We start from the raw sequence: 23,776 nt of genomic DNA, 5'->3' as shown, positions 1-23,776 counted from the left end.
TTCTCTCCCCTCCAGAAACAAAAAACACGCCCGCAGGCGTGTCGATACCACACTTTGTTTCGCAAATGATTACTTCTGCTCAGTCGCCACCAGGCGATAAGCCAGCGCACCCAGAATGGCACCGACAATCGGGGCAACCCAGAACAGCCACAGCTGGCTGATAGCCCAGTCACCGACAAACAGCGCAACACCGGTACTGCGAGCCGGGTTGACCGAGGTATTGGTCACCGGAATGCTGACGAGGTGGATCAGGGTCAGACACAGGCCGATGGCGATCGGCGCGAAACCGGCAGGCGCACGGCTATCAGTGGCCCCCATGATGACGAACAGGAAGAAACCGGTCATCACCACTTCACACACAAGTGCGGCAGTCAGGCTATAACCACCTGGAGAGTGCTCGCCGTAGCCGTTGGAAGCAAAACCGGCAGAGAGATCAAACCCGGCCTGACCGCTGGCAATCACGTAAAGCACGGCAGCGGCGGCAATTCCACCCAACACCTGCGCCACGATATAAGGCAGTACACCGGATGCCGGAAAACGACCGCCCGCCCACAGACCGACGGTCACGGCCGGATTGAGGTGGCAACCGGAGATATGACCGATGGCAAACGCCATGGTCAGCACGGTCAGACCGAAAGCCAGCGAGACCCCCAGCAGACCAATCCCGACGTGAGGGAAGGCTGCAGCCAGCACGGCACTGCCGCACCCGCCCAATACCAGCCAGAAAGTGCCCATAAACTCAGCAGCAACAGGTTTCACATTATTTCTCCCATTTGAGATAACACCGAACAAGACCCGAGAAGGGCCCATGCTTGAACAAGCGCAGCATTATGGGAGTGTGAGTCGAGATTGCGAACCCTGCAGGCAGAGCTCACTTAATGTGATGTTCGTCACAATTAGTTGATTAGATAAGGGATTTATCATTAAGACGGCTGGCTGCACATCTCATACCCAAGGGCGTCATGCGACAACTTATGACACCGTTTAGCTCGAGTGCTCATCCCTTGAACGATAAAAACGGAGGCGTGGTCAGTCTCCTGCAGGGGCAAAACGGCTGACAACCTGCCCCTGATGCTCAATCCATTCCATAAACATGGCGACGGGTCGGGCATAAACCTGACCATCCTGTTCGGATTGATAAATTACCAGCTGCTCCTGGGTTTCGGTATGCAAAGCCAAGGCAAGCACTTGATAGTAACCCCCCTTGAAGTGGCGATAGCGGCCTGGAACGGGTGCTTGCATGGGAAAACCTCGCAGAAGTGAACACCGATGAGCGAACCACATAAAGATGACACCATGGGTGCCATTCAACTCATCGAAAAGGGGGACGAAGACGATTTTTTACACAAGCCAATCGTGCCACAGGATCCGGATATTGCAACACAGTCAGGCAGCATTGTTAATTCGTTCCCCATGTTTCACTAGTTAACCTTGGTTAGCACCAAAGATCGTGCTGAATTTAACGTTCTGGCAACCCTGTTTTAGGGCTAAAAATCAGGGAATTCTTCTAAAAAGAGGATTGTTCTAGCATTCAATTCTGTGAAGAATAGGGGAAAAGAAATTTGATACTAAAAATCGCCTTTTTCGCCAACGCGTCCCTGTGGGGAAGGAATCACAGTCACCATGTTCACTATCGACAAGTCGCACAAGCTCGACGATGTCTGCTATGACATCCGCGGCCCGGTGCATAAAGAGGCTCGCCGTCTCGAAGACGAAGGCCACCGCATTCTCAAGCTCAACATCGGCAACCCGGCCCCGTTCGGCTTTGATGCGCCGGAAGAGATCATCAAGGATGTGATCCTCAACATGCCCCAGAGCCAGGGCTACTGCGACTCCAAGGGGCTCTTCTCCGCCCGCAAGGCGGTGATGCAGTACTACCAGCAAAAAGGGATGCGCAAGGTCGACATCGAAGACATCTACATCGGCAATGGCGCCAGCGAGCTGATCGTGATGGCGATGCAGGCGTTGCTCAACAACGGCGACGAGATGCTGGTGCCCTCCCCCGACTACCCGCTCTGGACCGCCGCCGTCACCCTCTCCGGTGGCCATGCGGTGCACTATCGCTGCGACGAAGGGGCCGACTGGTATCCGGATCTCGATGACATCCGCGCCCGCATCACCCCGCGCACCCGCGGCCTGGTGCTGATCAACCCCAACAACCCGACCGGTGCCGTCTACGGCAGCGAGTTCCTGCTGGAGGTGATCGAGATCGCCCGCCAGCACAACCTCATCATCTTCGCCGACGAGATCTACGACAAGATCCTCTACGACGATATCTCCCACACCAGCGTCTGCACCCTGTGTGACGATGTGATGGTGGTGACCTTCAACGGCCTCTCCAAGGCTTACCGTGCCTGCGGCTTCCGTCAGGGCTGGATGGTCATCACCGGTCCCAAAGGCCGAGCCCGCGGTTACATTGAAGGGCTGGAGATGCTGGCCTCTATGCGGCTGTGTGCCAACGTGCCGATGCAGCACGCCATTCAGACTGCGCTTGGCGGCTACCAGAGCATCAACGAGCTGATCCTGCCGGGCGGCCGCCTGCGCAAGCAGCGGGACAAGGCGTGGGAGCTCTTGAACGAGATCCCCGGGGTCTCCTGCGTCAAACCCAAGGGAGCGCTCTACATGTTCCCGCGCCTCGACCCCAAGGTGTATGACATCCGCGACGATCAGAAGATGGTGTTCGACCTGCTGCAGCAAGAGAAGCTGCTGCTGGTACAGGGCACCGGCTTCAACTGGCCGGCGCCGGATCACTTCCGGCTGGTGTTCCTGCCCCGCGAAGAGGAGCTGGAGGATGCCATCGGCCGCCTCGCCCGCTTCCTCAAGGGCTACAAGCAGTAAGCAAAGCTCATGAAAAAGGCTCCCGCGGGAGCCTTTTTGTTATCTGTGGTTTTATCCGTGCCATCAGCCGTGCAGCAGGGCACCGGCCACCAGCACCGCCATGGTGATGAGAGCCACCCCGATGATGAAGGGCAGCACCCAGCGCACGAAGCGATCGTAGGGGATCTTGGCCAGCGCCAGACCGGCCACCAGATGGGCGGCGGTGGGGGCAAACAGGTTGATCCAGCCGGAGGCGGACTGATAGGCGGTGATCACCAGATCCCGCGAGATGCCGGAGAAGTCAGCCAGCGGCCCCATCAGCGGCATGGAGACGGTCGCCAGTCCCGAGGTGGAGGGGATGAAGAAGCTCAGGATGATGTGCACCAGATAGGCCATCAGGATGAAGACCGATGAGGAGAGTCCGGTCACCAGCCCTTCAGCCCAATGCAGAATGGTGTCGATGATGACGCCCTGCTCCATCACCACATAGATGCCGCGCGCCACCGCCACCACCAGTGCCACCCCGATAAGATCCCGAGCGCCGCTCAGGAAGGTCGCCACATAGTTGGACTCCGGCATCCGGTTGATCAGCGCAATCAGGATGGAGGCACTGAAGAAGAGGGTAGAGAGCTCGTCAAACCACCAGCCAAAGGTGGGCAGCACGTCGATCCCCAAATCCGACCATGGCACCACCGCATAGATCATCAGCAGGAAGGTGCCGAAGAAGACCAGCATGGTGAGTTTCTGCTTGCCGGTGAAGGCGAGGTTGCCGCTCTTCATCTGGGAAAACTCGTCGTCATAGGTGATGTCGGCCAGCACGGAGCGGGATTTGTCCTGTTGCACCTGCTTGGCGTAGCGCATCACGAACCAGGAGGTGAAGATCACCAGCAGCAGCCACTGGATAACCCTAAGGCCAATCCCCTCACCGATGGGAATGCCGGCAAAACCGGAGGCGATACCGGTGGCAAACGGGTTGACGGTGGAGGCGAGCACCCCGACCCCGGAGCCGAGCAGGATAATGCCCGCAGCCACCATGCGATCGAAGCCAGCCGCCATCATGACCGGCACGATCAGCGCCCAGAAGGCTACCGTCTCCTCCGCCATGCCGAAGGTGGAGCCGCCGAGGGCAAACAGGGCGATCAACACAGGAATTAGCAGCCGCTCACGCCCGGCAAAGCCACGCACAATGGCCCCCACCCCAGCATCAAGCGCACCGCTTTGCATGGTCACAGCGAGAAAACCACCGATGATGAGCACGAACAGCGCCACATCGGCCGCCTTGTGAAAACCCTGGATGGGCGCCTTGAGCACCTCGAATACCCCTTGCGGGTGGGCGGGTAACTCGGTGTAGCTGCCGGGCACCGGCAACAGCCGCTCGTCGCCGCTGTAATCGGCCACGGCCGCTGCCGCCACCGGCTGCTGGGTCTTGGCGGTGACATAGTCATATTTGCCCGCTGGCAGCACCCAGGTCAGGGCGGCCATCAGGGCGATGATGATGAAAAGCAGGGTATAAACAGTGGGGAGTTGGCGCTTCTTGGGCGCCTCGTTTGGAGTGGTCATAGCTTCCGTACCTCGGCAATGCCGTCTGTGATCCGATCAGCGCAAGACTAGCGGGTTTGATATGGGAAAAAGGTGATCGCTGATAATAAAATTCCGCAAATTAGCGGAATGTTTGCCAAAAAAACAGGGCCCCGCGGGGCCCTGTTTTCACTTGAGTCAGACTCAGAGCTCGACCACGTCGAATTTCACATCCGGATTTACATCCGCATCGTAATCGACCTCATCCAGACCGAAACCGAACAGGCGCAGGAACTCCTGCTTGTAGCCGGTGTAGTCAGTCAGCTCGGAGAGGTTTTCGCTGGTGATAGATGGCCACAGGTCGCGGCAGGTCTGCTGCACATCTTCACGCAGTTCCCAGTCATCCATGCGGATGCGAGCCTGCTCGTCCAGCGCCATGTCGGACGCGTAGAGACGGGTGCGCATCATGCGATCCACCTGCTCCATGCAACCCTCGTGAATGCCCTTCTCCTTCATGATCTTGAAAGCCATGGAGATATAGAGCGGCATCACCGGAATGGCGGAAGAAGCCTGGGTCACCACGGATTTGAGCACGGCCACGTGAGCGGTGCCGCCCTTGGCTGCCAGATCGCCACGGATGGCGGCGGCGGCGCGATCCAGATCTTCCTTGGCGCGGCCCAGAGTGCCATGCCAGTAGATTGGCCAGGTCAGATCGGTACCGATGTAGGAGTAAGCCACGGACTTGGCGCCGTCAGCCAGCACGCCAGCATCACGCAGGGCGGCCATCCACAGCTCCCAATCCTGACCACCCATCACGGTGATGGTGTTCTGGATCTCTTCCTCGTTCGCCGGCTCGACGGTGGCGGTGATGATCTGGTCCTTGTTGGTATCGATGGCGGTGGTGGTGTAGACCTCACCGATCGGTTTGAGGGCAGAGCGCACCACTTCGCCGGTTTCCGGCATCTTGCGCACCGGAGAGGCCAGGGAGTAAACAACCAGATCGATTTGACCCAGATCCTGCTTGATGAGCTCGATCACCTTGGCGCGGCACTCGTTGGAGAAGGCATCGCCGTTGACGCTCTTGGCGTAGAGACCCGCCTCTTTGGCTGCCTTGTCGAAGGCGGCAGAGTTGTACCAGCCAGCGGTACCGGTCTTGGACTCGGTGCCCGCTTTTTCAAAGAAGACGCCGAGGGTGGCAGCGCCGCTACCGAAGGCAGCCGCAATCCGGGAGGCCAGGCCATAACCGGTGGAAGCGCCGATCACCAGCACCTTCTTGGGACCATTCTCGATGGTGCCCTTGGCCTTGGTATAAGCGATCTGGCGACGAACATTGGCTTCACAACCGACCGGATGAGTGGTGGTGCAGATAAAGCCGCGAACCTTGGGTTTGATGATCATATGGGGTCTCGGATCCGTTTAATGGATGAAATCGGGGCATAAGATACCTCATCTTGCCGCGATAAGGTGCTCTGATGTGTTGAACTGCGGCAAAAATGGCCATTCAGGGTGACGGCTGCCGTCAAAAATGCACATTTTTTGGAAAGCGTCACTTCATCAGTCCGGTAATTAATCTCCCCATATCTATGGAAGTCGATAACATGTTTCAACGCAGGTGCAGTACGACCAACATGATACAAAAAGGCCCCGAACTCTCGGGGCCTGGGGGTAATGTCATCGAACTATATCAAGCGGCATGTGAGCGCCATTTAAAATGATTAATCTGTGTTCTCATTGACTTGGCCATCTCATCAAGACGCTGACACTTGGCCGATACATGGGCTGCCGAATCCGAGGTATGTACTGCGATATCGGCAATATTGACCATGCTGCGCGTCATCTCTTCGGTGACTTTGCTTTGCTCTTCGGCTGCAGCGGCGACCTGCACATTGAGATTATTCAGATCATCCACCGCACTCACAATTTCTTCCAAAGAGACGCCGCAGGTCAGCATCAGGGTATTCGTCTTCTCCACTTCAGATAATCCGATATTCATACTATCAACAGCCATAGTTGCATTCTGTTGCAGGCGATTGACGGTGTTCTGGATTTCTCCGGTAGAGTTTTGGGTGCGCTGAGCAAGTACCCGGACTTCATCAGCCACCACCGCGAAACCGCGCCCCTGCTCACCCGCTCTGGCGGCTTCAATTGCCGCATTCAGTGCCAGTAAATTGGTTTGTTCGGCAATCGAGCGAATAACCCCCATCACCTGGGTAATGTTATTGCTTTCGATAGCCAGGTTTTGCAGCACAGTGGATGTATTTTGCAATTGACCAGAGAGCAGAGCCATATTCCCAATGGTCTCCTTGACAACCGCTTGCCCCTCTTCGGCCTTGTTTTCAGCCTGACGGGCGGCAATTGCAGCACTATTTGTATTCTGGGCGATTTCGTTAACCGTTGCGCTCATCTCATTCATTGCCGCAGCGCTCTGATCTGTCTCCAGACGCTGCTGGGCCATTTGCTCTGCACTGGTTAGCCCCAGCTCGTTCAGTGCATCGGCGCCTGTCGATAACTGTTCGGCCACGTCATCCATTTCGCCAATCAATCTGCGGAAATGGCTAACCATATCATTCAGCGCCCGTGCGACTTGCCCCAATTCATCTTCCCGAATGACGGGGACGGTGACGGTCAAATCCTGCTCATGCTGCAACTTGTAAAGCGCTCTACGCAAAGCGGTGAGCGGTTGACTGATCCCGCGAAAAATCCAGATCCCCAGCACGGATAAAGCGAACAGGGCAATCCCGGTAATGGAGAGGAAGGCAAATGAAAAATCAACGGCCAGACTTTCCAGGGTACCAACATGCTCATCTGCAAATCTCAGCTGGAGTTCAACCAGCTTGCCCAGCTCCTCATTAAAAGGATCAACCGTGCTGTATAACTGATGAATTGCCTTATCAAGAGGAGCTTGTAATGAAAGATCACTCTTAATACCATCCAGTGTAATGTCGGCTTTGTTCATCAATACCTGGGCAGACTCCGCAATCGCCCGCTCTTCCGCAGACATCTTCTGGGCCATGTAACGCTTCCATTCCGTTGCTGCTTTTAACTGCGCTTCAGTAACGGAACGTTTTGCTTCTTCACGGGTGATTAATCCAACATGCGCTTTATTGATCGCATCAACGACACTGACCGCATACAAGTCTGAAATCAGCTTCAGTTCGGATAACTGCTGCACCTCCTCTTCATTCACCTGATGGGCAGCCTGATTCATCAGGCGCATCCCCCAAAGGGAGAGAGTGCACAGCAAAATCATACAAAACAGCGGTACCACAACCAGCATCAATAATTTGCTACGAACCGAGATCCCTTTCATGGTGTCGTCCTCATACTCAGGCCACTGGTCGTTTAATATGCAATTGATACACCAAGCATCACGCGACCACTCATTTCAATACAATCACCCGCTTACCTCATTAAAAAGCGCGGTCTGTGCACCATAGTGCAATGCAAGTTGCAACCTGTTCGCAAAACCAGACCTTAAACACATCACCGCAGGAGAAGGGCTAATGCCCTTATTGATAATGCGCTTTTTGAGTCTATTCATCATTTCGTTGATGTCTAATCTTCGCAAAGCAAAATCCGTAGCGTGTTGCAGCCTGCATCGTCCATGCACTGATGGCGGCAACGTCCACGAAACTAGCAGGCAATGCGGGTGATGTGGCCATCCTGCAGCTTATAGAAGGCATCTTGCGGCAATTCCTGTGACCAGGTCGCCTCATAGTCGAGATCGGCATAGACGCCGCGCAGCATGGCACCGAGCAGACCGTGGGAGATAACAATGGCCCGCTCGGCGATGGCGGGATCCTGCAACCACAGGTGTGCCCGGCGCTGAATGCTCTCGAAGCTCTCGGCCCCCGGTGCCTGCAGATACCAGTCCCCTTTGCCGGTATCGAGCTCGGGGTGGGCAAGACGCAGCGCCGGGATCTGGCAACTCTCCCACTCCCCCATCCCCAGCTCCATCAAGCGATCGTCCCAGACGATGCGATCTGCCGTCAGTCCCAACTGCTCGCACACCAGCAGCGCAGTCTGACGGGCACGCCCGAGCGGGCTGGCATAGACGGTCCAGTCGTCGGGATCCGCCAGTTCTGCGGCAAGGCGCCGCCCCATGGCGATGGCTTGCGCCTCGCCCTTGTCGGTCAGATCGGAGTTACAACGCCCCTGCAGACGCTGCTCGGCATTGAAGCGGGTCTGGCCGTGGCGCAGCAGATAGATGAGTCGAGACATGATTTCTCCAGCACGTTCAGAGAGATAGAAAAATAAAGGGGGGAAGATGATAGCAGATGAGCCCGAAGGATGGCCCAAATAGAGAGGCTAAAACGGGCGTAAAAAACGGGTCAAGGCTGACCCGTTTGCTGCCAATTTGGCCAGATTAAACCGGCTCAGCCCTTCTTGATCTCCCGCAGATAGCGGTAGATGGAGTGGACCGAGATCCCGAGCTGGCGCGCCGCAATCTGGGCACTGTCTTTTAACTCGAAGATCCCCATGTCGTGCAGCTGGTTGACGATGACCCGGGTCTTCTGGGACGGAGGCACCGCCTCGTTGCCACGCACCTCGGCACTGACGGTGTCGATAGTGCTGTTGAGCGCTTCGTCGATGTTGCGGGCGAACACCTCCGGGGTGGCATGGCTCTCGTGGGGATGCATGCACTCCGGCATCATGGTCCGTAGCACGGATTGCAGCGGGGCATCCATGTCGCTGTTGATGCAGAGCAAACCGATGGCCCTGTGCTCCCCGTTGCGGATCACGGTCGTGATGGAGCGCAGGGTCTTGCCGGTGGCACACTTGGTCATGTAGGGGCTGGAGATATCCTGCCCGCTCTTGAGCTTCATCATCGCCAGGTTGGTGATGGGAGCGCCGACACTGCGGCCGGTGATATGGCCGTTGGCAATCTTGACGATCGAGGGATTGCGCGCATCCAGACTGTGGAGCAGCACTTCGGTGTGCTGACCATACATGGCGGCGATGCCGTCCACAATGTTCTCCATCGACTTGAGGATCTCAAAATCGCTCGGACTCAACTCTTGCAGCTTCACAATGGGACCTTCTTGCAAGGGTTGCTGCCGGACAATGGACGCCGGGCAGCAACCGACAGGGACATCAGGCGGACATGATATCAATAATGGTGCTGTCTGTGGCAGACATGCCCTCCTTCACCATCTGGCCGACGTTGCGGATGGTCTGATCCACGTCACCTGCGACGATCCCCTGCTCCGACACCGAGTGGCTGTTGAGGGCCATCAGGAAGCCGCGCACCGCCGCACCGGAGGAGGTACTCACCTTCATGGCGCAGGAGGCTTTCGCCCCGTCACATACCATACCGGCACTGTCGCTCAGTACGTTCTGGATGGCGAAGCAGGATTGCTCGAAGCTGCCGCCGGCCAGATAGACCATGGCCATGGAGGCGGCCGCGCTGGTCACGGTATTGCCACAGAAGGCCGACAGCGGCGGATAGTGGGACTTGATATAGATGGCGCCCAGATGGCTCATGATGAGGGCGCGAGCCAGCTGCTCTTCGCTGGCCGCAAAGCGCTCGGCAATTACCATCACCGGAATGGTGGCGGCAATGCCCTGGTTGCCGCTGCCGAAGTTGCTCATGGCTGGCAGGGTCGCGCCCCCCATGCGGGCATCGGAGGCAGCCGCCGTCATCATCACGATGCGGTTCATCACATCCTCGCCGATAAGACCAGCATTGATGTTCTGCTGCATGGTGCGGCCAATCTCCAGGCCATAGGGGTTATTCATCCCCTCGGCAGAGAGCTTGCCGTTAAGCTCGGAGGCTTTGAGGATGAATCTGATCTGCTCGAACTCCACCTGAGTGGCGAACTCGTAGATGGCGGCGATGCTGATATCGACGCCATCGCAGATGGAACCGGTGGCGCCGCCCTGGCTCTGATCGGCGGTGAAGGTCACCTCGCCATCGCGGCGCTGCTCGACGATGCGGGTATGACCGCCGCACAGGGTCACTTCGGCACTGTGCTCTTCACCCTTTTCATCAGTGCCATAAACGGTCACGCGGCAGAAGATAAACTCGGGGGCGGCGGTGCGGCTCACCTGCACCTTGCCAGCATCGATCAGCTGCTGGGCACGATCCACCTGTTCTGGCTGGATCGCGGCCAGCACCTCCAGCCCGGCATCGGCGTTGCCACCGATGGCTCCGGCCGCAGCCGCAATAGCCAGACCGATCTTGCCGGTGCCCGGCACATAGACACCCATCGAGTTTTTATAGAGATTGTCCGACACTGCAACCTCGAGGCGACCGGGCTCACAGCCCAGTTGCCGGGTGGCGACCGCTGCGGCATAGGCGGCGGCGATTGGCTCGGTACAACCCAGCGCTGGTTTGACAACCTGTTGAATAATCTGCAGATACTGCTGCCACGCTTGTTTCATCACTTGAACCTTTTTATCAGCATTAACGAGCGATATGGGCGATCGCTTCCACTTCAACCTTGACGCCCATCGGCAGATCCTTCACTGCGAAGCAGCTGCGTGCCGGACAATCTTTCTGGAAATAGGCTTTATAGACCTCGTTGAACGCGGCAAAATCGCTGATCTCGGCGAGGTAGCAGGTGGTTTTGAGCACGGTATCCAGCGAGCCGCCAGCAGCTTCCAGCACGGATTTCAGGTTTTCCAGTGACTGGCGGGTCTGGGCGGCAATTCCCCCTTCCACCACACCACCCTGTTGCTTGCAAACCGGCAACTGACCGGAAGTAAAGATGAGGTCGCCATAGGCAGTGCCGTGGCTGTAGGGACCGATAGCGTCAGGTGCCGCTGCTGCTGTGATGATGCGTTTCATATAGCCACTCCTGTTTGTGCAATTTTTTTTGCAATCATGAATCTCATTTCGTTCAACATTATTTGCTTTTTATTTTATCCATTCAACAAAAAGATACAAAAATGGCGTTTAAAGGCACCTTTCGGCCTCAATATAAACCGTGATCACCATCCTGATTTGAACAAAAGTACTCTTATGGGCATTGTTTACGACAGTTTCATTCAACTATATTTGCGCCGCTTTCCCACATCCCTACAAAAAAGAAGGTTTTAATGGACGCGCATAGCACTACACTCGCCAGCCCCGTGATGGGCACGCTGGAATGGAAAGAAGCGGTTCGCTTCGACAGCACCGACTGGGGCTGGATCATCATGAGCATCGGCATGGCCATCGGCGCAGGGATCGTCTTCCTGCCGGTACAGGTGGGTCTGATGGGCTTGTGGGTCTTTCTGCTCTCGGCGGTGATCGGCTACCCCGCCATGTACATGTTCCAGCGCCTCTTTATCAACACCCTGGCCACCTCGCCGGAGTGCAAGGATTACCCCAGCGTCATCACCGGCTACCTTGGCAAGAACTGGGGTGTGCTGCTCGGCGCGCTCTACTTCGTGATGCTGGTGATCTGGGTCTTCGTCTACTCCACCGCCATCACCAATGACAGCGCCTCCTTCTTGCAGAGCTTCGGCGTCACCGACGGCCTGCTTTCCGAAAACCCGCTCTACGGTCTGGTGCTGATATGCGGTCTGGTGGCTCTGGCCTCGCGCGGCGAAAACCTGCTGTTCAAGATCTCCACCTTTATGGTGCTGACCAAGATCAGCGTGGTCGCAGTGCTCGGCCTGATGATGGTGGACAAGTGGGATGCGGCCAACATCACCGCCATGCCCGCTGCCGGTGACTGGATGAAGGATGCCATCATCATGCTCCCCTTCACCCTCACCTCCATCCTCTTTATCCAGAGCCTGAGCCCCATGGTGATCTCCTACCGCTCGCGGGAAAAGTCGCTGGAAGTGGCCCGCTTCAAGGCGATGCGCGCCATGAATATCGCCTTCGGCATCCTGTTCGTGGTGGTGTTCTTCTACGCCGTCTCCTTCACTCTTGCCATGGGTCACGATCAGGCGGTTAAAGCCTCCGAGGAGAACATCTCCGCGCTGGCCATGGTAGCCCAGGGGATGCCCGGCCAGACCCTCAAGCTCCTGAGCCTCACCCTCAACATCTTCGCGGTGATGACCGCCTACTTCGGCGTTTACCTCGGTTTCCGTGAAGCCTGTCAGGGGCTGGCAATGAACCTGCTGCGCCGCGTCATGCCGGAAAACCGCATCAACAAAGGATTGGTGGGCAAAGGGATCATGGTGTTCACCGTCATGCTCTCCTGGGGTGCCATCGTGCTCAACGCACCGGTACTGAGCTTCACCTCCATCTGCAGCCCCATCTTCGGCATGGTGGGTTGCCTCATCCCGGCTTATCTGGTCTATCAGGTACCGGCGCTGCACAAGTACAAGGGCACCTCCCTCTACATCATCATCGTCACCGGCCTACTGCTCTGTGTCTCGCCCTTCCTGGCGTTCAACTGATCGGTTTCCCCTTATCGACCACGGGTCACCTTCGGGTGGCCCGTTTTCTATTGGTGCGGCTGACGGCGCCCCCGCCCGGACGTAAAAAGCCAAGGGGATCACAACTTGCAACCGGCCATCACCCAAGGGAGGCCGCTCGGAGTACTATTCAGGCAACACGACTCACGCCCGCACTCAGGTATCGAGGCTTAACATGAAATGGATTTTCAACCCCGCCATCCGGCTGGGCAATCAGCTCTCCTTCAAATACAAATTCCTGCTCTGGTCCTGCCTGATGCTGCTGCCACTGGCCTACAGCATGACCAATCTGCTGGGGCGGCTGCAGGATGACAACGTCCAGGCCAACCGCGAGCTGGCAGGGGTGGTCAATCTCATCCCCGTGCCTGCTATCGAGCAAGCCCTGCTCACCCATCGCAATCTGGTGACCCGTCACGCCCATGAGGTGGATCCGGTCGGTGATGATCAGGTCAAGGCTGCCGCACAAGCTGTTGATCAGAACCTGCAAGCCTTTGCCGACACCCGCCAGAACAATCCCTCCTTTAAGGTGATCCAGCAGGGCTGGGCCGCCCTGCAGAGTGAAGTGGGCAAGCTGGAAGTGGAGCAGAGCAACCTGCGCCACGACAAGCTGCTGACCGAGGTGCGCCACCTCTACAAGCACATTACCGCCAGTAGCAGCCTGATCCAGGATCCGGCGCTCGGTACCTACTACATGGTGATCCTCGCCAGCGAGCGGTTGCCGCAGCTGCGCGACCTGCTGGCTCAGGTGCGGGATCGCGCCGCCACCATCGCCGATTTCGGCCTGTTTCAGGCGGAAGGGTACAGCGGCCTGCGTTTTCGTCTCGACCTTATCAGCGCCACTCTGCAAGAGCTGGAGGCCGATCTGACCCTGCTCTACCAGATCGAACCCGCCTACCGCGCCGAGCTGGGTCAGCAGACCGATGCTCTGATACAGCTGGTGCGTCAGGGGGTCGAGACCATGGAAAACAAGATGATGAAGGATCAGCTGGTGCAGCTCTCCACCAAGGAGGTGCAGGCACTGGGGGATAAGATGGACGAGGCCATCACCGCACTGGCAGGCCAGGTACGCCAGCGGCTGGAGGCCGACTTACATCAGCGGCTGACCGCCAACCAACGCCACTTCTGGTGGATCACCGCGCCGCTGACCGCCAGCTTGCTGCTCTACCTCTACCTGATGATCGGCGCCTATCTCTCCCTGCGCGACACCGTGGGGCGGGTGCGTGATATCGCCGCCCGGGTCAACGCCCAGGATCTCAGCCAGCATATCGAGATCGTTGGTCAGGACGAACTGGCCGCCATCAGCCGGGATTACAACGTGACCCTGGAGACCCTGCGCACCCTGATGCGGCGAGTGCGGGAAAATGGCGTCACAGTAGTGGAGAGCGCTACCGAGATCGAAGCGCGCACCTGCCGCTCGCAGGAGGTCATTGCCGATCAGCAAGGGGAGACCCATCAGGTCGCCACCGCCATCAAGGAGCTGGCCGCCACCTCACAAGACATGGCGGGCAACGCCCTGCAAGCCGCCCGCATGACCCAGGAGGCGCAGAACGTGGTCGGTCAGGGCGAGGATGTGGTGGAACGAACCATCAAGGCCATCGACCATATCAACCGCGAGGTGCTGCGTACCGCCGACACCATAGGCCAGCTGGAACAGCAGTGCAGCCAGATTGGCGGCGTCATCAGCGTGATCCGCGGCATCGCCGAACAGACCAACCTGCTGGCCCTCAACGCTGCCATCGAAGCGGCCCGGGCGGGTGAGCAGGGTCGCGGCTTTGCGGTGGTGGCCGACGAGGTGCGATCTCTTGCCAACCGCACCCAGGGGGCTACCGTCGAGATCCAGCAGATGATTGAACAGCTGCAATCCGGTGCCCGCGCCTCGGTCACCGCCATGTCGGCGGCCAGCCATGAGGCGCAGGAGGGGGTCGGGCTGGCGCAGGAGGCAAAGCAGGCTTTTGGCGCCATCACCGAGAAGGTGGATCGAATGGTCGATACCAACGCCATCATCGCCAGCGCCATCGAGCAGCAGGGCGCCGTGGTCAACGAGATCGAACGCAACGTGGTGCGCATCTCGGATGGCAGCGACGAGGCGCTGCAAGTAGCCAACGCCGCCCGCGATGCCGCCCGCCAGATCCACCAGCTCACCGAACAGCTGCGCGCCATGGTACAGAGCTTCGTGCTGTAACAGAGCGCTGACAATCCGGGCTCAACGTGAGCCCGGCATTATCCCGGTCTCGCCCCTGCCCACAACATCTCGGTTGCTCGGATCATCCAGAAAATCTCTGCGACCCACTTGCCGGGCAAACGCCAACAAAGTAGTCTCGAACGAAAACAAAACGCGACATTCCCGACACGCACGGTCTGCGATGTCGAGGGAAACCAAGCCGCCTGCGAGCCACAGATTAAAACCAGCGTCACGTCATCTATCACCCGCTTCAAGCGAGGATTTACCCATGGCCAGATACCAGTTTTTTACCATTCCGGCGTCCAATCGGCAGCAATACACCTTTATCGACATGGCATCTCCGACTTTTCTGAGTGAAAAGGCGGCACTGCTGACCCAAGGATTCGAGGTGGAGGAGGACTTTATTGACGCGACCACTCCACGGGAGGCCGTCGAGAAGTACCAATCCAATTTTCTCTATATAGCGGATGAGATAGGCAAGTCCGATAGCAGCTACGCCGCGGCCGTCGCCATGCTGGAGATTGGCAAGGGGTTATTGGGCAATAAAAACCGCTGAGATAAGGTACAGCGGTGAAGAGTGGTGGCCATCGTGGCAACGCGCCCGATGGCCATATGGCAAGACATCAATTCGGTGATTTAGAAGCGTCCCAGCTGCTGGAGCATCTCGATCAGCTCCTCTTCGCTGCTCGGCTCATAGGCCAGCTGAAGGCTCGGCGCAGCGCCCCCCATCAGCATGTAGACGTTGGTGCTGCAGTGGTCGTAGTGATACCACTTACCGTCGATACAGACGTCGGTATAGCATCTCGGGTCCCTTTTCAGTTCCATATGCACATCCTTTTGTTACATCCCATCAACATCACTCCTGACCGTAAAATAACCACCGAGGTTCACGCTTGATGCAGATCAAGGGAAGCGACTGAAAGGGACAGATATCAGCCAGATCTGTGGCCTGCGGATGCCCCGAGCCACCATAGTTATCCGAATGAAGATGGGCCGAGTGCCCCGCCATATCGCCGGATGGCCCCTGGTAACAAAAACGGCGCCCGCAGGCGCCGTTTTTTCATCTCCCCGCCAAAGCGAGGGGCAAACAGAAGGCTTATTCGTCTTCCAGATAGGCGTAGCCTTGCAGGCCCAGCTCCAGCTCGTCTAGCAGGGCTTTGCGAGTGGCATCGTCCAGAGCCGGGTGGGCAGCGATCCGCTGGTAGTTCTCGCGGATCACGGACGGGTCGATGTTGACGTAACGCAGCAGCTGGTCGACGGTGTCGCCACGCACCACGTTGCGAATGTCCATCTTGCCCTCTTCGTCCAGCCACACTTCCGCGCAGTGGGTGTCACCGAACAGGTTGTGCAGGTCGCCCAGGATCTCCTGATAGGCACCGACCAGGAAGAAGCCGACGTGGCACTCTTCGTTCTCGCCGTAGACCGGCATCGGCAGGGTGCTCTCGACCCCCAGACCGTCGACATAGTGCTCGACCTGACCGTCGGAGTCACAGGTGATATCCATCAGGATACCGCGACGGCTAAGCGGACGATCGAGACCAGCCAGCGGCATCACCGGGAATACCTGACCGATACCCCAGGCATCCGGCAGGGACTGGAACAGAGAGAAGTTGGCAAAGCACTTGTCCGCCAGCTTTTCACTCAGCTCGTCAGCCAGCGCACGGTGGTTGCGGTTGACCGGGTTGAGCATCTCTTTGAGTGCCAGACAGGTGTTCTGGTGCAGCATCTCGGCCCAGGCACGCTGTTCAAGGTTCAAGAGGCCCATGGTGTACTGGGTATTCACGTCACCCAAATCTGCCACCGAGTCATGGAAGATCTCCAGTAGGGAGGGATCTTCGCTGCGCAGGTCCAGCCAGCCTTTCCACATGTTCTGCAGAATGGTCGGCGCATCTTCGTCCGGCGCGCTGATGTCGTTCATCTCCACCCCTTCGGCACCAATGATATTGGTGACCAGCACGGCGTGGTGGGCGGTCAGGGCACGGCCGGACTCGCTGATGATGGTCGGGTGCGGCAGATCGAACTCGCGGCAGACATCGCCGATGCCCCATACCACGTTGTTGGCGTACTCGGAGAGGCTGTAGTTGGCGGAGCAGTGGCTCTGGGAACGGGTTCCCTCGTAGTCCACGCCCAGGCCGCCGCCGACGTCCACGACTTCGATGTTGGCACCGAGGCGACGCAGTTCAGCGTAGAAACGGCCGCACTCGCGGATGCCGCCCTGAATGTCGCGGATATTGGCGATCTGGGAACCCAGATGGAAGTGCAGCAGTTGCAGGCAATCCAGCTTGCCCAGCCCGCGCAGACGCTCGATCAGCGCCAGGATCTGGGAGGCGGAGAGACCAAATTTGGACATGGAGCCGCCGCTCGATTCCCACATGCCGGAGCCGGTGGAAGCGAGCTTGGCACGCACCCCGATGTTGGGCTTGATGTTGAGACGAGCTGACTCGTCCAGCACCATTTCCAGCTCGGAGGGCTTCTCCACCACGATGTAGACCTTGTGGCCCATCAGGTTGCCCAAGAGGGCGTGGCGGATATATTCGCGGTCTTTGTAACCGTTGCAGACGATCACCGAGCCTTGCTCATGGTGATGGGACAGCACGGCCAGCAGTTCCGGTTTGGAACCAGCTTCCAGGCCAAGCCGGGGCTTGTCGCTGTAGGACTGGCTGATGGTCTCGATGACACGACGCTGCTGGTTTACCTTGATCGGGTAAACGCAGAGGTAGTCCCCTTCATAGCCAGACTTTTCGATGGCCTGACCAAAGGCGTTGAACAGCGCATCGACCCGACTCTTGAGGATGTCAGGGAAGCGCAGCAACACGGGGGTGGTCAGCCCGGACTGACGCAACTGTTCGATGGCTTCAGAGAGCACGATATGCGCGTCAGGGCGTGATTTGTCGGGGGCGACGGTCACATGACCGGCGTCATTGATATTGAAAAAACCCGCACCCCAGTAGGGAACGTTGTAGACCTTCAAGGAGTCCTTGCTGGACCAGTTAGTCATGGGCTATGCCTCGCAAATGAGCGACCCAAAGTCGCCTTCGTTACCCTCAATCACATCCAGACCATCTAGTGCAGAGTACGGCGAGCGCTGCCATCACGAGACGCAGCCACCCAAACCAACTTTTGCACATCGCGGCAAGCCAGAGGCTGCCTGGTGGATCTTGGGGAAGTAACGAGTCTTGATGTGGGGCTGGTGGCTTTACATCAAGCTCAACGGTATGCGGTGCCACTATGCCGTAGCGCCGCGGTACTTTGATGACAGACGACATCAGCCACGCCGTCAGTTCATCATTCGGCAGCGATCCCGACAGAAGGAGAGGGTTCCAAGGAAGAGAAGCGAAGGCGCCAGCACGCATGCGTGTTGATAGACGACAACAACCACAGCCCACCTCACCGTCAGTGACCGCCCATGACAAGGGAAGATGATGAGCCGCTGGCCCACTCGGTCAAATGAAGGATGAGAGTCTGTTGTTCTCCCTGATACCGGAGCCTAACCGGTATTAAAGAAACCATTCCCCAGCAGTGTCTGTCGTTTCTGCGTGCCTCGCCCTATAGGCGTATGATCGGTCGGGTTTCTGGCGGCTCTGCCTGCTTCAGGGTTGCCCTTGGATCGGCGCGGAGTGTACACACTTACCGCGGGCAGTGACAATAAAAAATAGTGTTCAAAATCCCCTTTTAATAAGTCGATCAAATCTTGCTGGCGGGCAGGCAGGCTCTGGGATGGCGCAGGTTATGCGACAGCCCGGTTTCCCCTTGAAAAGTGTGCGAAAACGCCATGGTTGGGCTGACGCCTTGCTGTGCGGTGGCTGAGGGGAATTTGGCCGCCACCGCCAGCGCCTAAATATCGCAATAAATGCCACATTTATGCGATCTCCCTCCCGGACGTTGCCCCGCGCGCCGCACATTCGCCGCTCTTCCCTTGCGTCAAAAAATGGGAAAAACCTGCGCTGACGCAATGAGTGCCCCGCACGGATTGGCCACAATGACCGCTCACAATCGGTTAGAGGCTGACTAATGGATACCCTGCTTGAGCGTTTTCTGCGTTACGTAACTTTTCATACCCGCTCCGATGAGACCAATCCAGCCTGCCCGAGCAGCGAGGGACAACTGATCTTTGCCCGCGCCCTGCAAGAAGAGATGAAGGCGCTGGGGCTGACCCAGGTCACCCTGGATGAACACGGCTACCTCACTGGCTGCCTGCCGGGCAACCAGCCGGACGCCCCCGCTATCGGCCTGATTGCCCACATGGACACCGCCGACTACGAGGCGGAGCACGTAGTACCGCAAATCATCGAAAACTATCAGGGCGGCGACATCTGCCTTGGCAAGGGTGACGAGGTGCTCGCCATCCGTGACTACCGCTTCCTGAAAAACTATCTGGGTCAGGACCTCATCACCACCGACGGCACCACCTTGCTTGGCGCCGACGACAAGGCGGGTATCGCCGAGATCCTCACTGCCATCGACCACCTGCAGGCCCACCCCGAGATCCCGCGCGGCGATATCTGGGTCGGCTTTACCCCGGATGAAGAGATTGGCCGTGGCGCCAACCTGTTCCCGCTGGAGAGATTCCCGGCCAAGTGGGCCTATACCGTGGATGGCGGCGAACTGGGCGAGCTGGAGTATGAAAATTTCAACGCCGCCAGCGCCACGGTTCATTTTATCGGCAATAACGTCCACCCCGGCACCGCCAAGGGGAGCATGATCAACAGCCAGACCCTGGCCGCCCGCTTCCACGCAGCCATGCCGGCCGACGAGACCCCTGAGTGCACCGACGGGTATGAGGGCTTCTTCCATTTGGCCCAGATGAGCGGCACCGTGGAGGAGAGCACCCTCCACTACATCATCCGTGACTTCGACGACGAGCACTTCGCCGCACGCAAAGCCGAGATGCAGAACCGGGTGGCCGCCCTGCAAGCCGAGTATCCGAAGGCCCGCATCGAGCTGACCCTGACCGACAGCTATCGCAACATGCGCAGCCAGATCGAGCCGCACATGCATATCGTCGAGCTGGCTCGTGCCGCCATGGAGGCCGCCGACGTGGTGCCCAAGATCAAACCCATTCGCGGTGGTACCGATGGCGCCCGCCTCTCCTTTATGGGTCTGCCCTGCCCCAACCTCTTCACCGGTGGCCACAACTTCCACGGCAAGCACGAGTTCATCCCGCTGCAATCCATGGAGAAATCGGTCGCCACCCTGGTGGAGCTGGTGCGCCTCACCGCAGCTTGGCGCGGTTAATCGATTACCATGACAACCAAGGGGGGAGCCGGTTAACCGGCTCCCCCCTTGCTATCTGGCCATCCCCCATCAGGAAAGGGAAACCGGGGAGGGTCGCTCAGGAGCAACTGGCTGCCGCTGCCATCAAACTGTCATCCCGCTGACATGTCGCGGGAACAGTGCCAGATCATGCTGGGAGCAACGGATCGCCGGAGCCCTCCAGATGTTCACTATCGATACCCTGCTGACCCAGCACTTCCCCCGCCTGCTTTGCTACCCCCTGCTTACCCCGTTGTTCAAGCGGCTGCTGGGCTGGCTGCTCAACGAACGTGCCTTTGCCGACTTTGCCGCCCGCTACCCGCACCTGCGCGGCCTCGACTTTGTCGAGCAGGCGCTGACCCAGCTCGATTTCGACTATCGGGTCAGCGAGGCGCAACTGGAGCATATTCCCGCCAGCGGCCGGGTCATTCTTGTTGCCAACCACCCCATCGGCTCGCTGGATGGACTGGCGCTGCTGCAACTGCTCGGTCGCATCCGCCCCGATGTGAAGATCGTCGCCAACCAGCTGCTGGCCCAGCTCGCGCCGCTGCGCCCTTTGCTATTGCCGGTGGACAATATGGAGGGCAAGACCGATCGACAGGCCATCCTCGCCATGAACGAACACCTCGCCCGTGAAGGGGCGCTGGTGATCTTCCCCGCAGGCGAAGTATCCCGGCTTGGCCTCAAGGGGGTGAAAGATGGCCCCTGGCAGGCAGGCTTTATCAAGCTGGCCCAGCGCACCCGCACCCCGCTGGTGCCCATCCATCTGGGAGGGCGCAACAGCCTCTGGTTCTATCTCGCCTCCTGGCTCAACAAGCCCGCCTCCGCCCTGTTGCTGGTGCGCCAGCTGTTTCGCCAGCAGGGGCAGACCCTGCCGGTGACCATAGGAGCACGCATTCCGCTCGGCAGTTTTCAGGAGCTGCCCGCCAAGACGGCGGCGCGGCTGGTGCGCAACCACCTCTACCGGATTGGCCGTGGCAAAGCGGGACGGCTGCAGACCGAGGCCCCCATCGCCCTGCCGGAGGATCGCCGCCAACTCAAACAGGCCATCGAAAGCTGCGAGCAGCTCGGCACCACCCCGGATGGTCAGGGGATCTACCTCTACCGCCGCCATGAACTGAGTCACTCGGTGATCCTGCGCGAGCTGGGGCGACTGCGGGAGATCGCCTTTCGCGCTGTGGGGGAAGGATCCGGCAAGCGGCGGGATCTCGATGGCTTTGACAACGACTATCACCACCTGATCCTCTGGGATCCGGCCCGACTCGATATTATCGGTGCCTACCGGTTCGCCCCGGTGGCCGAGCTGCTGGCCAGCAAGGGGAAGGATGGCCTCTACAGCCACACCCTGTTCGGCTTTGAGGATAAGCTGCTGCCCCGGCTGGAGCAGGCCATCGAGCTTGGCCGCAGCTTTATCCAGCCCGCCTACTGGGGCAAGCGGGGGCTCGATTATCTCTGGTTCGGCATCGGTGCCTATCTGGCCCGCTATCCCCGCTACCGCTACCTGTTTGGCCCGGTGTCGCTCTCCGGCAGCCTGCCGCCGGCGGCCAAGGATCTGCTGGTGAGCTTCTACCGCCAGCACTTTGCCCCCGAGCTGGCGCTGACCCCCTCCCGCCGTCCCTACCCCGAGACGCAACCTCTGTTCGAAGGGGTGGATTACGGCGCCGATCTCAAAGCTCTCAAGGCCCGCCTCAACAATTTGGGCTGCGCCATCCCTACCCTCTACAAGCAGTATTCCGAGCTGTGCGAGCAGGGCGGCGTCCAGTTTATGGATTTTGGCATCGACTCCGACTTCAACCACTGCATCGACGGGCTGGTGTGGGTCGATGTGAGCCGCATCAAGTCCCACAAGCGTGCCCGCTATATCGGCAGTCATCTGGCCGAGCCGCGCTCATAGCCCTGCAGGCGCCAGGCAAACAGCCAAAGGCAAAAAAGGAGAGAGAGGCCATCGCCTCCCTCTCCTTTCGCTCTCATGCTCAGCACCTTTTCGAGGCGCTCGGCCCATCTGGCGTTACTCGGCCGCCTTGCGATCCGAGTGGCCGAGATCCCGCTCAGGGGCGATAACATCGCGCACCCGCTGCTTGATCTCCTTGGCCTCGGGGAAGCCGTCATCGACCACCCGATCCCACACCTGCACCCCGCTCACCAGAATGCGGAACTCCCCCTTGCTGGCCGGCACCAGCGCCACCTCCCCCAGATCGCTGTCGAAGGTGGATAGCAGCTCCTGCGCCAGCCAGGCGGCGCGCAGCATCCAGCGACAGAGGGTGCAGTAGCGGATTTCGATGCGGGGTTTGCTGATCAGGGTTTCAGACTCGGTCATGAGTGACTCCATAAAAAAGCGACAATGGCGGGAAGTGGCGTACTGCCGCCCAATGGCCGCTCCCGGTTTGGTCAAATCAGTGCTGATCAACCCCATGAAAATCGGCCAGCCAATGGCGGGCAATGGTACGCATCGCCGATTCTGGCAGCTCGAACAGGCCGGGTGCAAGAGGGCCTGCCGCCAGCATCCGGATCCCTTCCATGATCTCCGCCAGCACCAGATAGACATATTCGCCAATCACTGCGCCATGGACGAAGTTGACCGCCTCGCCCCGATTGAGCAGGTAGATCTGGGTACCATCCGGCCGGTTGAGGGCCAGCACATGGGGGCACACCTCTTCGCTCGGCCACGGCAACTGGGCCAGCGAGAAGGCAAACTCGTCGTCAGCCGAGGTGACCGAGGCGACCATGGTGCCGGGGCGCAGCGCCTGTAGATCCGCCAAGTCCAGCGAGCCGTTGCCGGTAGAGCAGATCACCAGCTCGGCACGGCTCAACGCCTCGGCCTTGGTGATCAGACGAAAACCGTGAGAGAGCGCTTCGACCTGTCGCAGCACATCGGTCTCCACCAGCCCGAGATGGAGGTTGCGACAGCGCAGGTCGCGGGCGATGCTGCGCCCCACCTTGCCATAGCCAAACAGCACGGCTTCGCAGACGTTGAAAGTACGGTTGAGGTTACGGGCCAGCGACTCCGCGGAGTAGACCACGCTCAAACCAATCTGGATATCCTCGGCCTGCTTGAGGGGGCTGCGCGCCACCGACACCACAGGGGTCGCCAGCACCTCCTGCTCATAGCGTTGATGGCCGTTCTCGGTCATCTCCACCACCCCGAGGAAACGGGGGCCGAAGTATTCACTCAAGATCACCTGGGTTTTGGCAAAGTAACCGCCAATATCGAGGATCAGCAACCGCTCGTGGGGGGCCACCAGCGGCGCAATCTGCTGGATAATGCTGTCGGGTTCATTAGTCCAGCGTCGGTTGAGGGGCAGCACCGGATAATGTTGTGATACCCACTCCAGGGTCGGACCGTGTACCGATTTCGGTTTGGGCAAAATGGCGCCAATCCGTCCAATCTGACCGAGAGCGTCGATAAAATGGGGGCGATCGGGAAGCAGGTGAGTGACCAGCAGAATGCAGAGACCATCGATACGTCCCTGTCCGGTGAAATGGCGAAAAAACAGATGCTCAGATCCTTGACTGCGCAACTGTGGCCTCCTTATGTGCCGCAAAGCAGGCAAACAGAACCCGGCTCGGCCGGGTTCTGTGTGTGTCCAAATAAAATGAAAATCCTTTTTATCTGAAACACATATGGGGCTCAATCATTATCTGCCAAGAGTA

The 23,776-nt window shown here is 58.7% G+C and carries 19 protein-coding genes; 6 read left to right on the top strand and 13 right to left on the bottom strand.

Features of this window, described 5'->3' with window-relative positions:
• Window positions 1-69 precede the first annotated feature (69 nt).
• Entirely contained in the window at window positions 70-759 is a 690-nt protein-coding gene (aqpZ, locus tag ACTG27_RS02305; RefSeq protein ID WP_005361747.1) for an aquaporin Z, read from the bottom strand.
• 270 nt (window positions 760-1,029) lie between these two features.
• Window positions 1,030-1,242 (bottom strand): DUF1653 domain-containing protein, encoded by a 213-nt coding sequence (locus ACTG27_RS02300; RefSeq protein WP_005334366.1) that lies wholly within the window; start codon window positions 1,240-1,242, stop codon window positions 1,030-1,032.
• A gap of 381 nt (window positions 1,243-1,623) precedes the next feature.
• On the opposite strand from ACTG27_RS02300, the gene ACTG27_RS02295 reads away from it, so the two are divergent.
• A complete protein-coding gene (locus tag ACTG27_RS02295; protein WP_429221131.1) occupies window positions 1,624-2,838 on the top strand; it encodes a pyridoxal phosphate-dependent aminotransferase in 1,215 nt (404 codons plus the stop codon).
• Between the two features lie 63 nt (window positions 2,839-2,901).
• Here ACTG27_RS02295 and ACTG27_RS02290 read toward each other — a convergent pair whose 3' ends face one another.
• The 7 genes from ACTG27_RS02290 to ACTG27_RS02260 form a co-directional block, all read right to left on the bottom strand.
• On the bottom strand, window positions 2,902-4,377 hold the full coding sequence (locus ACTG27_RS02290) for a YfcC family protein (RefSeq protein WP_151287281.1): 1,476 nt from the start codon (window positions 4,375-4,377) through the stop codon (window positions 2,902-2,904).
• 162 nt (window positions 4,378-4,539) lie between these two features.
• Window positions 4,540-5,733, bottom strand: a complete 1,194-nt coding sequence (fabV, locus tag ACTG27_RS02285; RefSeq protein ID WP_005353312.1) for an enoyl-ACP reductase FabV — start codon at window positions 5,731-5,733, stop codon at window positions 4,540-4,542.
• Between the two features lie 286 nt (window positions 5,734-6,019).
• A complete protein-coding gene (locus tag ACTG27_RS02280; protein ID WP_421284938.1) occupies window positions 6,020-7,645 on the bottom strand; it encodes a methyl-accepting chemotaxis protein in 1,626 nt (541 codons plus the stop codon).
• A 323-nt stretch (window positions 7,646-7,968) separates the two neighbouring features.
• Window positions 7,969-8,556, bottom strand: a complete 588-nt coding sequence (locus ACTG27_RS02275) for a histidine phosphatase family protein (protein WP_439979008.1) — start codon at window positions 8,554-8,556, stop codon at window positions 7,969-7,971.
• 155 nt (window positions 8,557-8,711) lie between these two features.
• Window positions 8,712-9,365, bottom strand: a complete 654-nt coding sequence (locus ACTG27_RS02270) for a helix-turn-helix transcriptional regulator (RefSeq protein ID WP_005334376.1) — start codon at window positions 9,363-9,365, stop codon at window positions 8,712-8,714.
• A gap of 64 nt (window positions 9,366-9,429) precedes the next feature.
• Complete coding sequence (locus ACTG27_RS02265) at window positions 9,430-10,719, bottom strand: L-cysteine desulfidase family protein (RefSeq protein ID WP_005353411.1); 1,290 nt, start codon at window positions 10,717-10,719, stop codon at window positions 9,430-9,432.
• Window positions 10,720-10,741: 22 nt separating this feature from the next.
• Entirely contained in the window at window positions 10,742-11,125 is a 384-nt protein-coding gene (locus tag ACTG27_RS02260) for a Rid family detoxifying hydrolase (protein WP_005344164.1), read from the bottom strand.
• Window positions 11,126-11,376: 251 nt separating this feature from the next.
• Here ACTG27_RS02260 and ACTG27_RS02255 point away from each other — a divergent pair, with 251 nt between their 5' ends.
• The 3 genes from ACTG27_RS02255 to ACTG27_RS02245 all read left to right on the top strand — a co-directional run bounded on the left by ACTG27_RS02255 (window position 11,377) and on the right by ACTG27_RS02245 (window position 15,428).
• Window positions 11,377-12,672, top strand: a complete 1,296-nt coding sequence (locus tag ACTG27_RS02255; RefSeq protein WP_005334398.1) for an amino acid permease — start codon at window positions 11,377-11,379, stop codon at window positions 12,670-12,672.
• Window positions 12,673-12,865: 193 nt separating this feature from the next.
• Window positions 12,866-14,872 carry a methyl-accepting chemotaxis protein gene (locus tag ACTG27_RS02250; protein WP_151287286.1) on the top strand — a complete coding sequence of 669 codons (2,007 nt, stop codon included), beginning with the start codon at window positions 12,866-12,868 and terminating at the stop codon, window positions 14,870-14,872.
• Between the two features lie 268 nt (window positions 14,873-15,140).
• Complete coding sequence (locus ACTG27_RS02245) at window positions 15,141-15,428, top strand: hypothetical protein (protein WP_118853588.1); 288 nt, start codon at window positions 15,141-15,143, stop codon at window positions 15,426-15,428.
• An 80-nt stretch (window positions 15,429-15,508) separates the two neighbouring features.
• Here the strand turns inward: ACTG27_RS02245 and ACTG27_RS02240 are convergent, their stop codons facing one another.
• A complete protein-coding gene (locus tag ACTG27_RS02240) occupies window positions 15,509-15,697 on the bottom strand; it encodes a hypothetical protein (protein ID WP_005334402.1) in 189 nt (62 codons plus the stop codon).
• A gap of 271 nt (window positions 15,698-15,968) precedes the next feature.
• On the bottom strand, window positions 15,969-17,870 hold the full coding sequence (gene speA / locus ACTG27_RS02235) for a biosynthetic arginine decarboxylase (protein WP_113739147.1): 1,902 nt from the start codon (window positions 17,868-17,870) through the stop codon (window positions 15,969-15,971).
• A gap of 1,013 nt (window positions 17,871-18,883) precedes the next feature.
• Here speA and pepT point away from each other — a divergent pair.
• Window positions 18,884-20,107, top strand: coding sequence for a peptidase T (pepT, locus tag ACTG27_RS02230; RefSeq protein WP_439979007.1), 1,224 nt, complete (start codon window positions 18,884-18,886; stop codon window positions 20,105-20,107).
• A 202-nt stretch (window positions 20,108-20,309) separates the two neighbouring features.
• Window positions 20,310-22,019, top strand: coding sequence for a lysophospholipid acyltransferase family protein (locus ACTG27_RS02225; protein WP_439979006.1), 1,710 nt, complete (start codon window positions 20,310-20,312; stop codon window positions 22,017-22,019).
• Window positions 22,020-22,133: 114 nt separating this feature from the next.
• On the opposite strand, the gene ACTG27_RS02220 is transcribed toward ACTG27_RS02225, so the two are convergent.
• Window positions 22,134-22,442 (bottom strand): SelT/SelW/SelH family protein, encoded by a 309-nt coding sequence (locus tag ACTG27_RS02220; RefSeq protein ID WP_043821170.1) that lies wholly within the window; start codon window positions 22,440-22,442, stop codon window positions 22,134-22,136.
• Between the two features lie 76 nt (window positions 22,443-22,518).
• Window positions 22,519-23,643, bottom strand: coding sequence for an adenosylhomocysteinase (locus tag ACTG27_RS02215; RefSeq protein ID WP_439979005.1), 1,125 nt, complete (start codon window positions 23,641-23,643; stop codon window positions 22,519-22,521).
• Window positions 23,644-23,776: the final 133 nt, after the last annotated feature.

The organism is Aeromonas sp. 97A, assembly GCF_051919185.1.
Lineage (GTDB): Bacteria > Pseudomonadota > Gammaproteobacteria > Enterobacterales > Aeromonadaceae > Aeromonas > Aeromonas veronii.
This window is presented reverse-complemented; position numbering and strand designations above follow the sequence as displayed.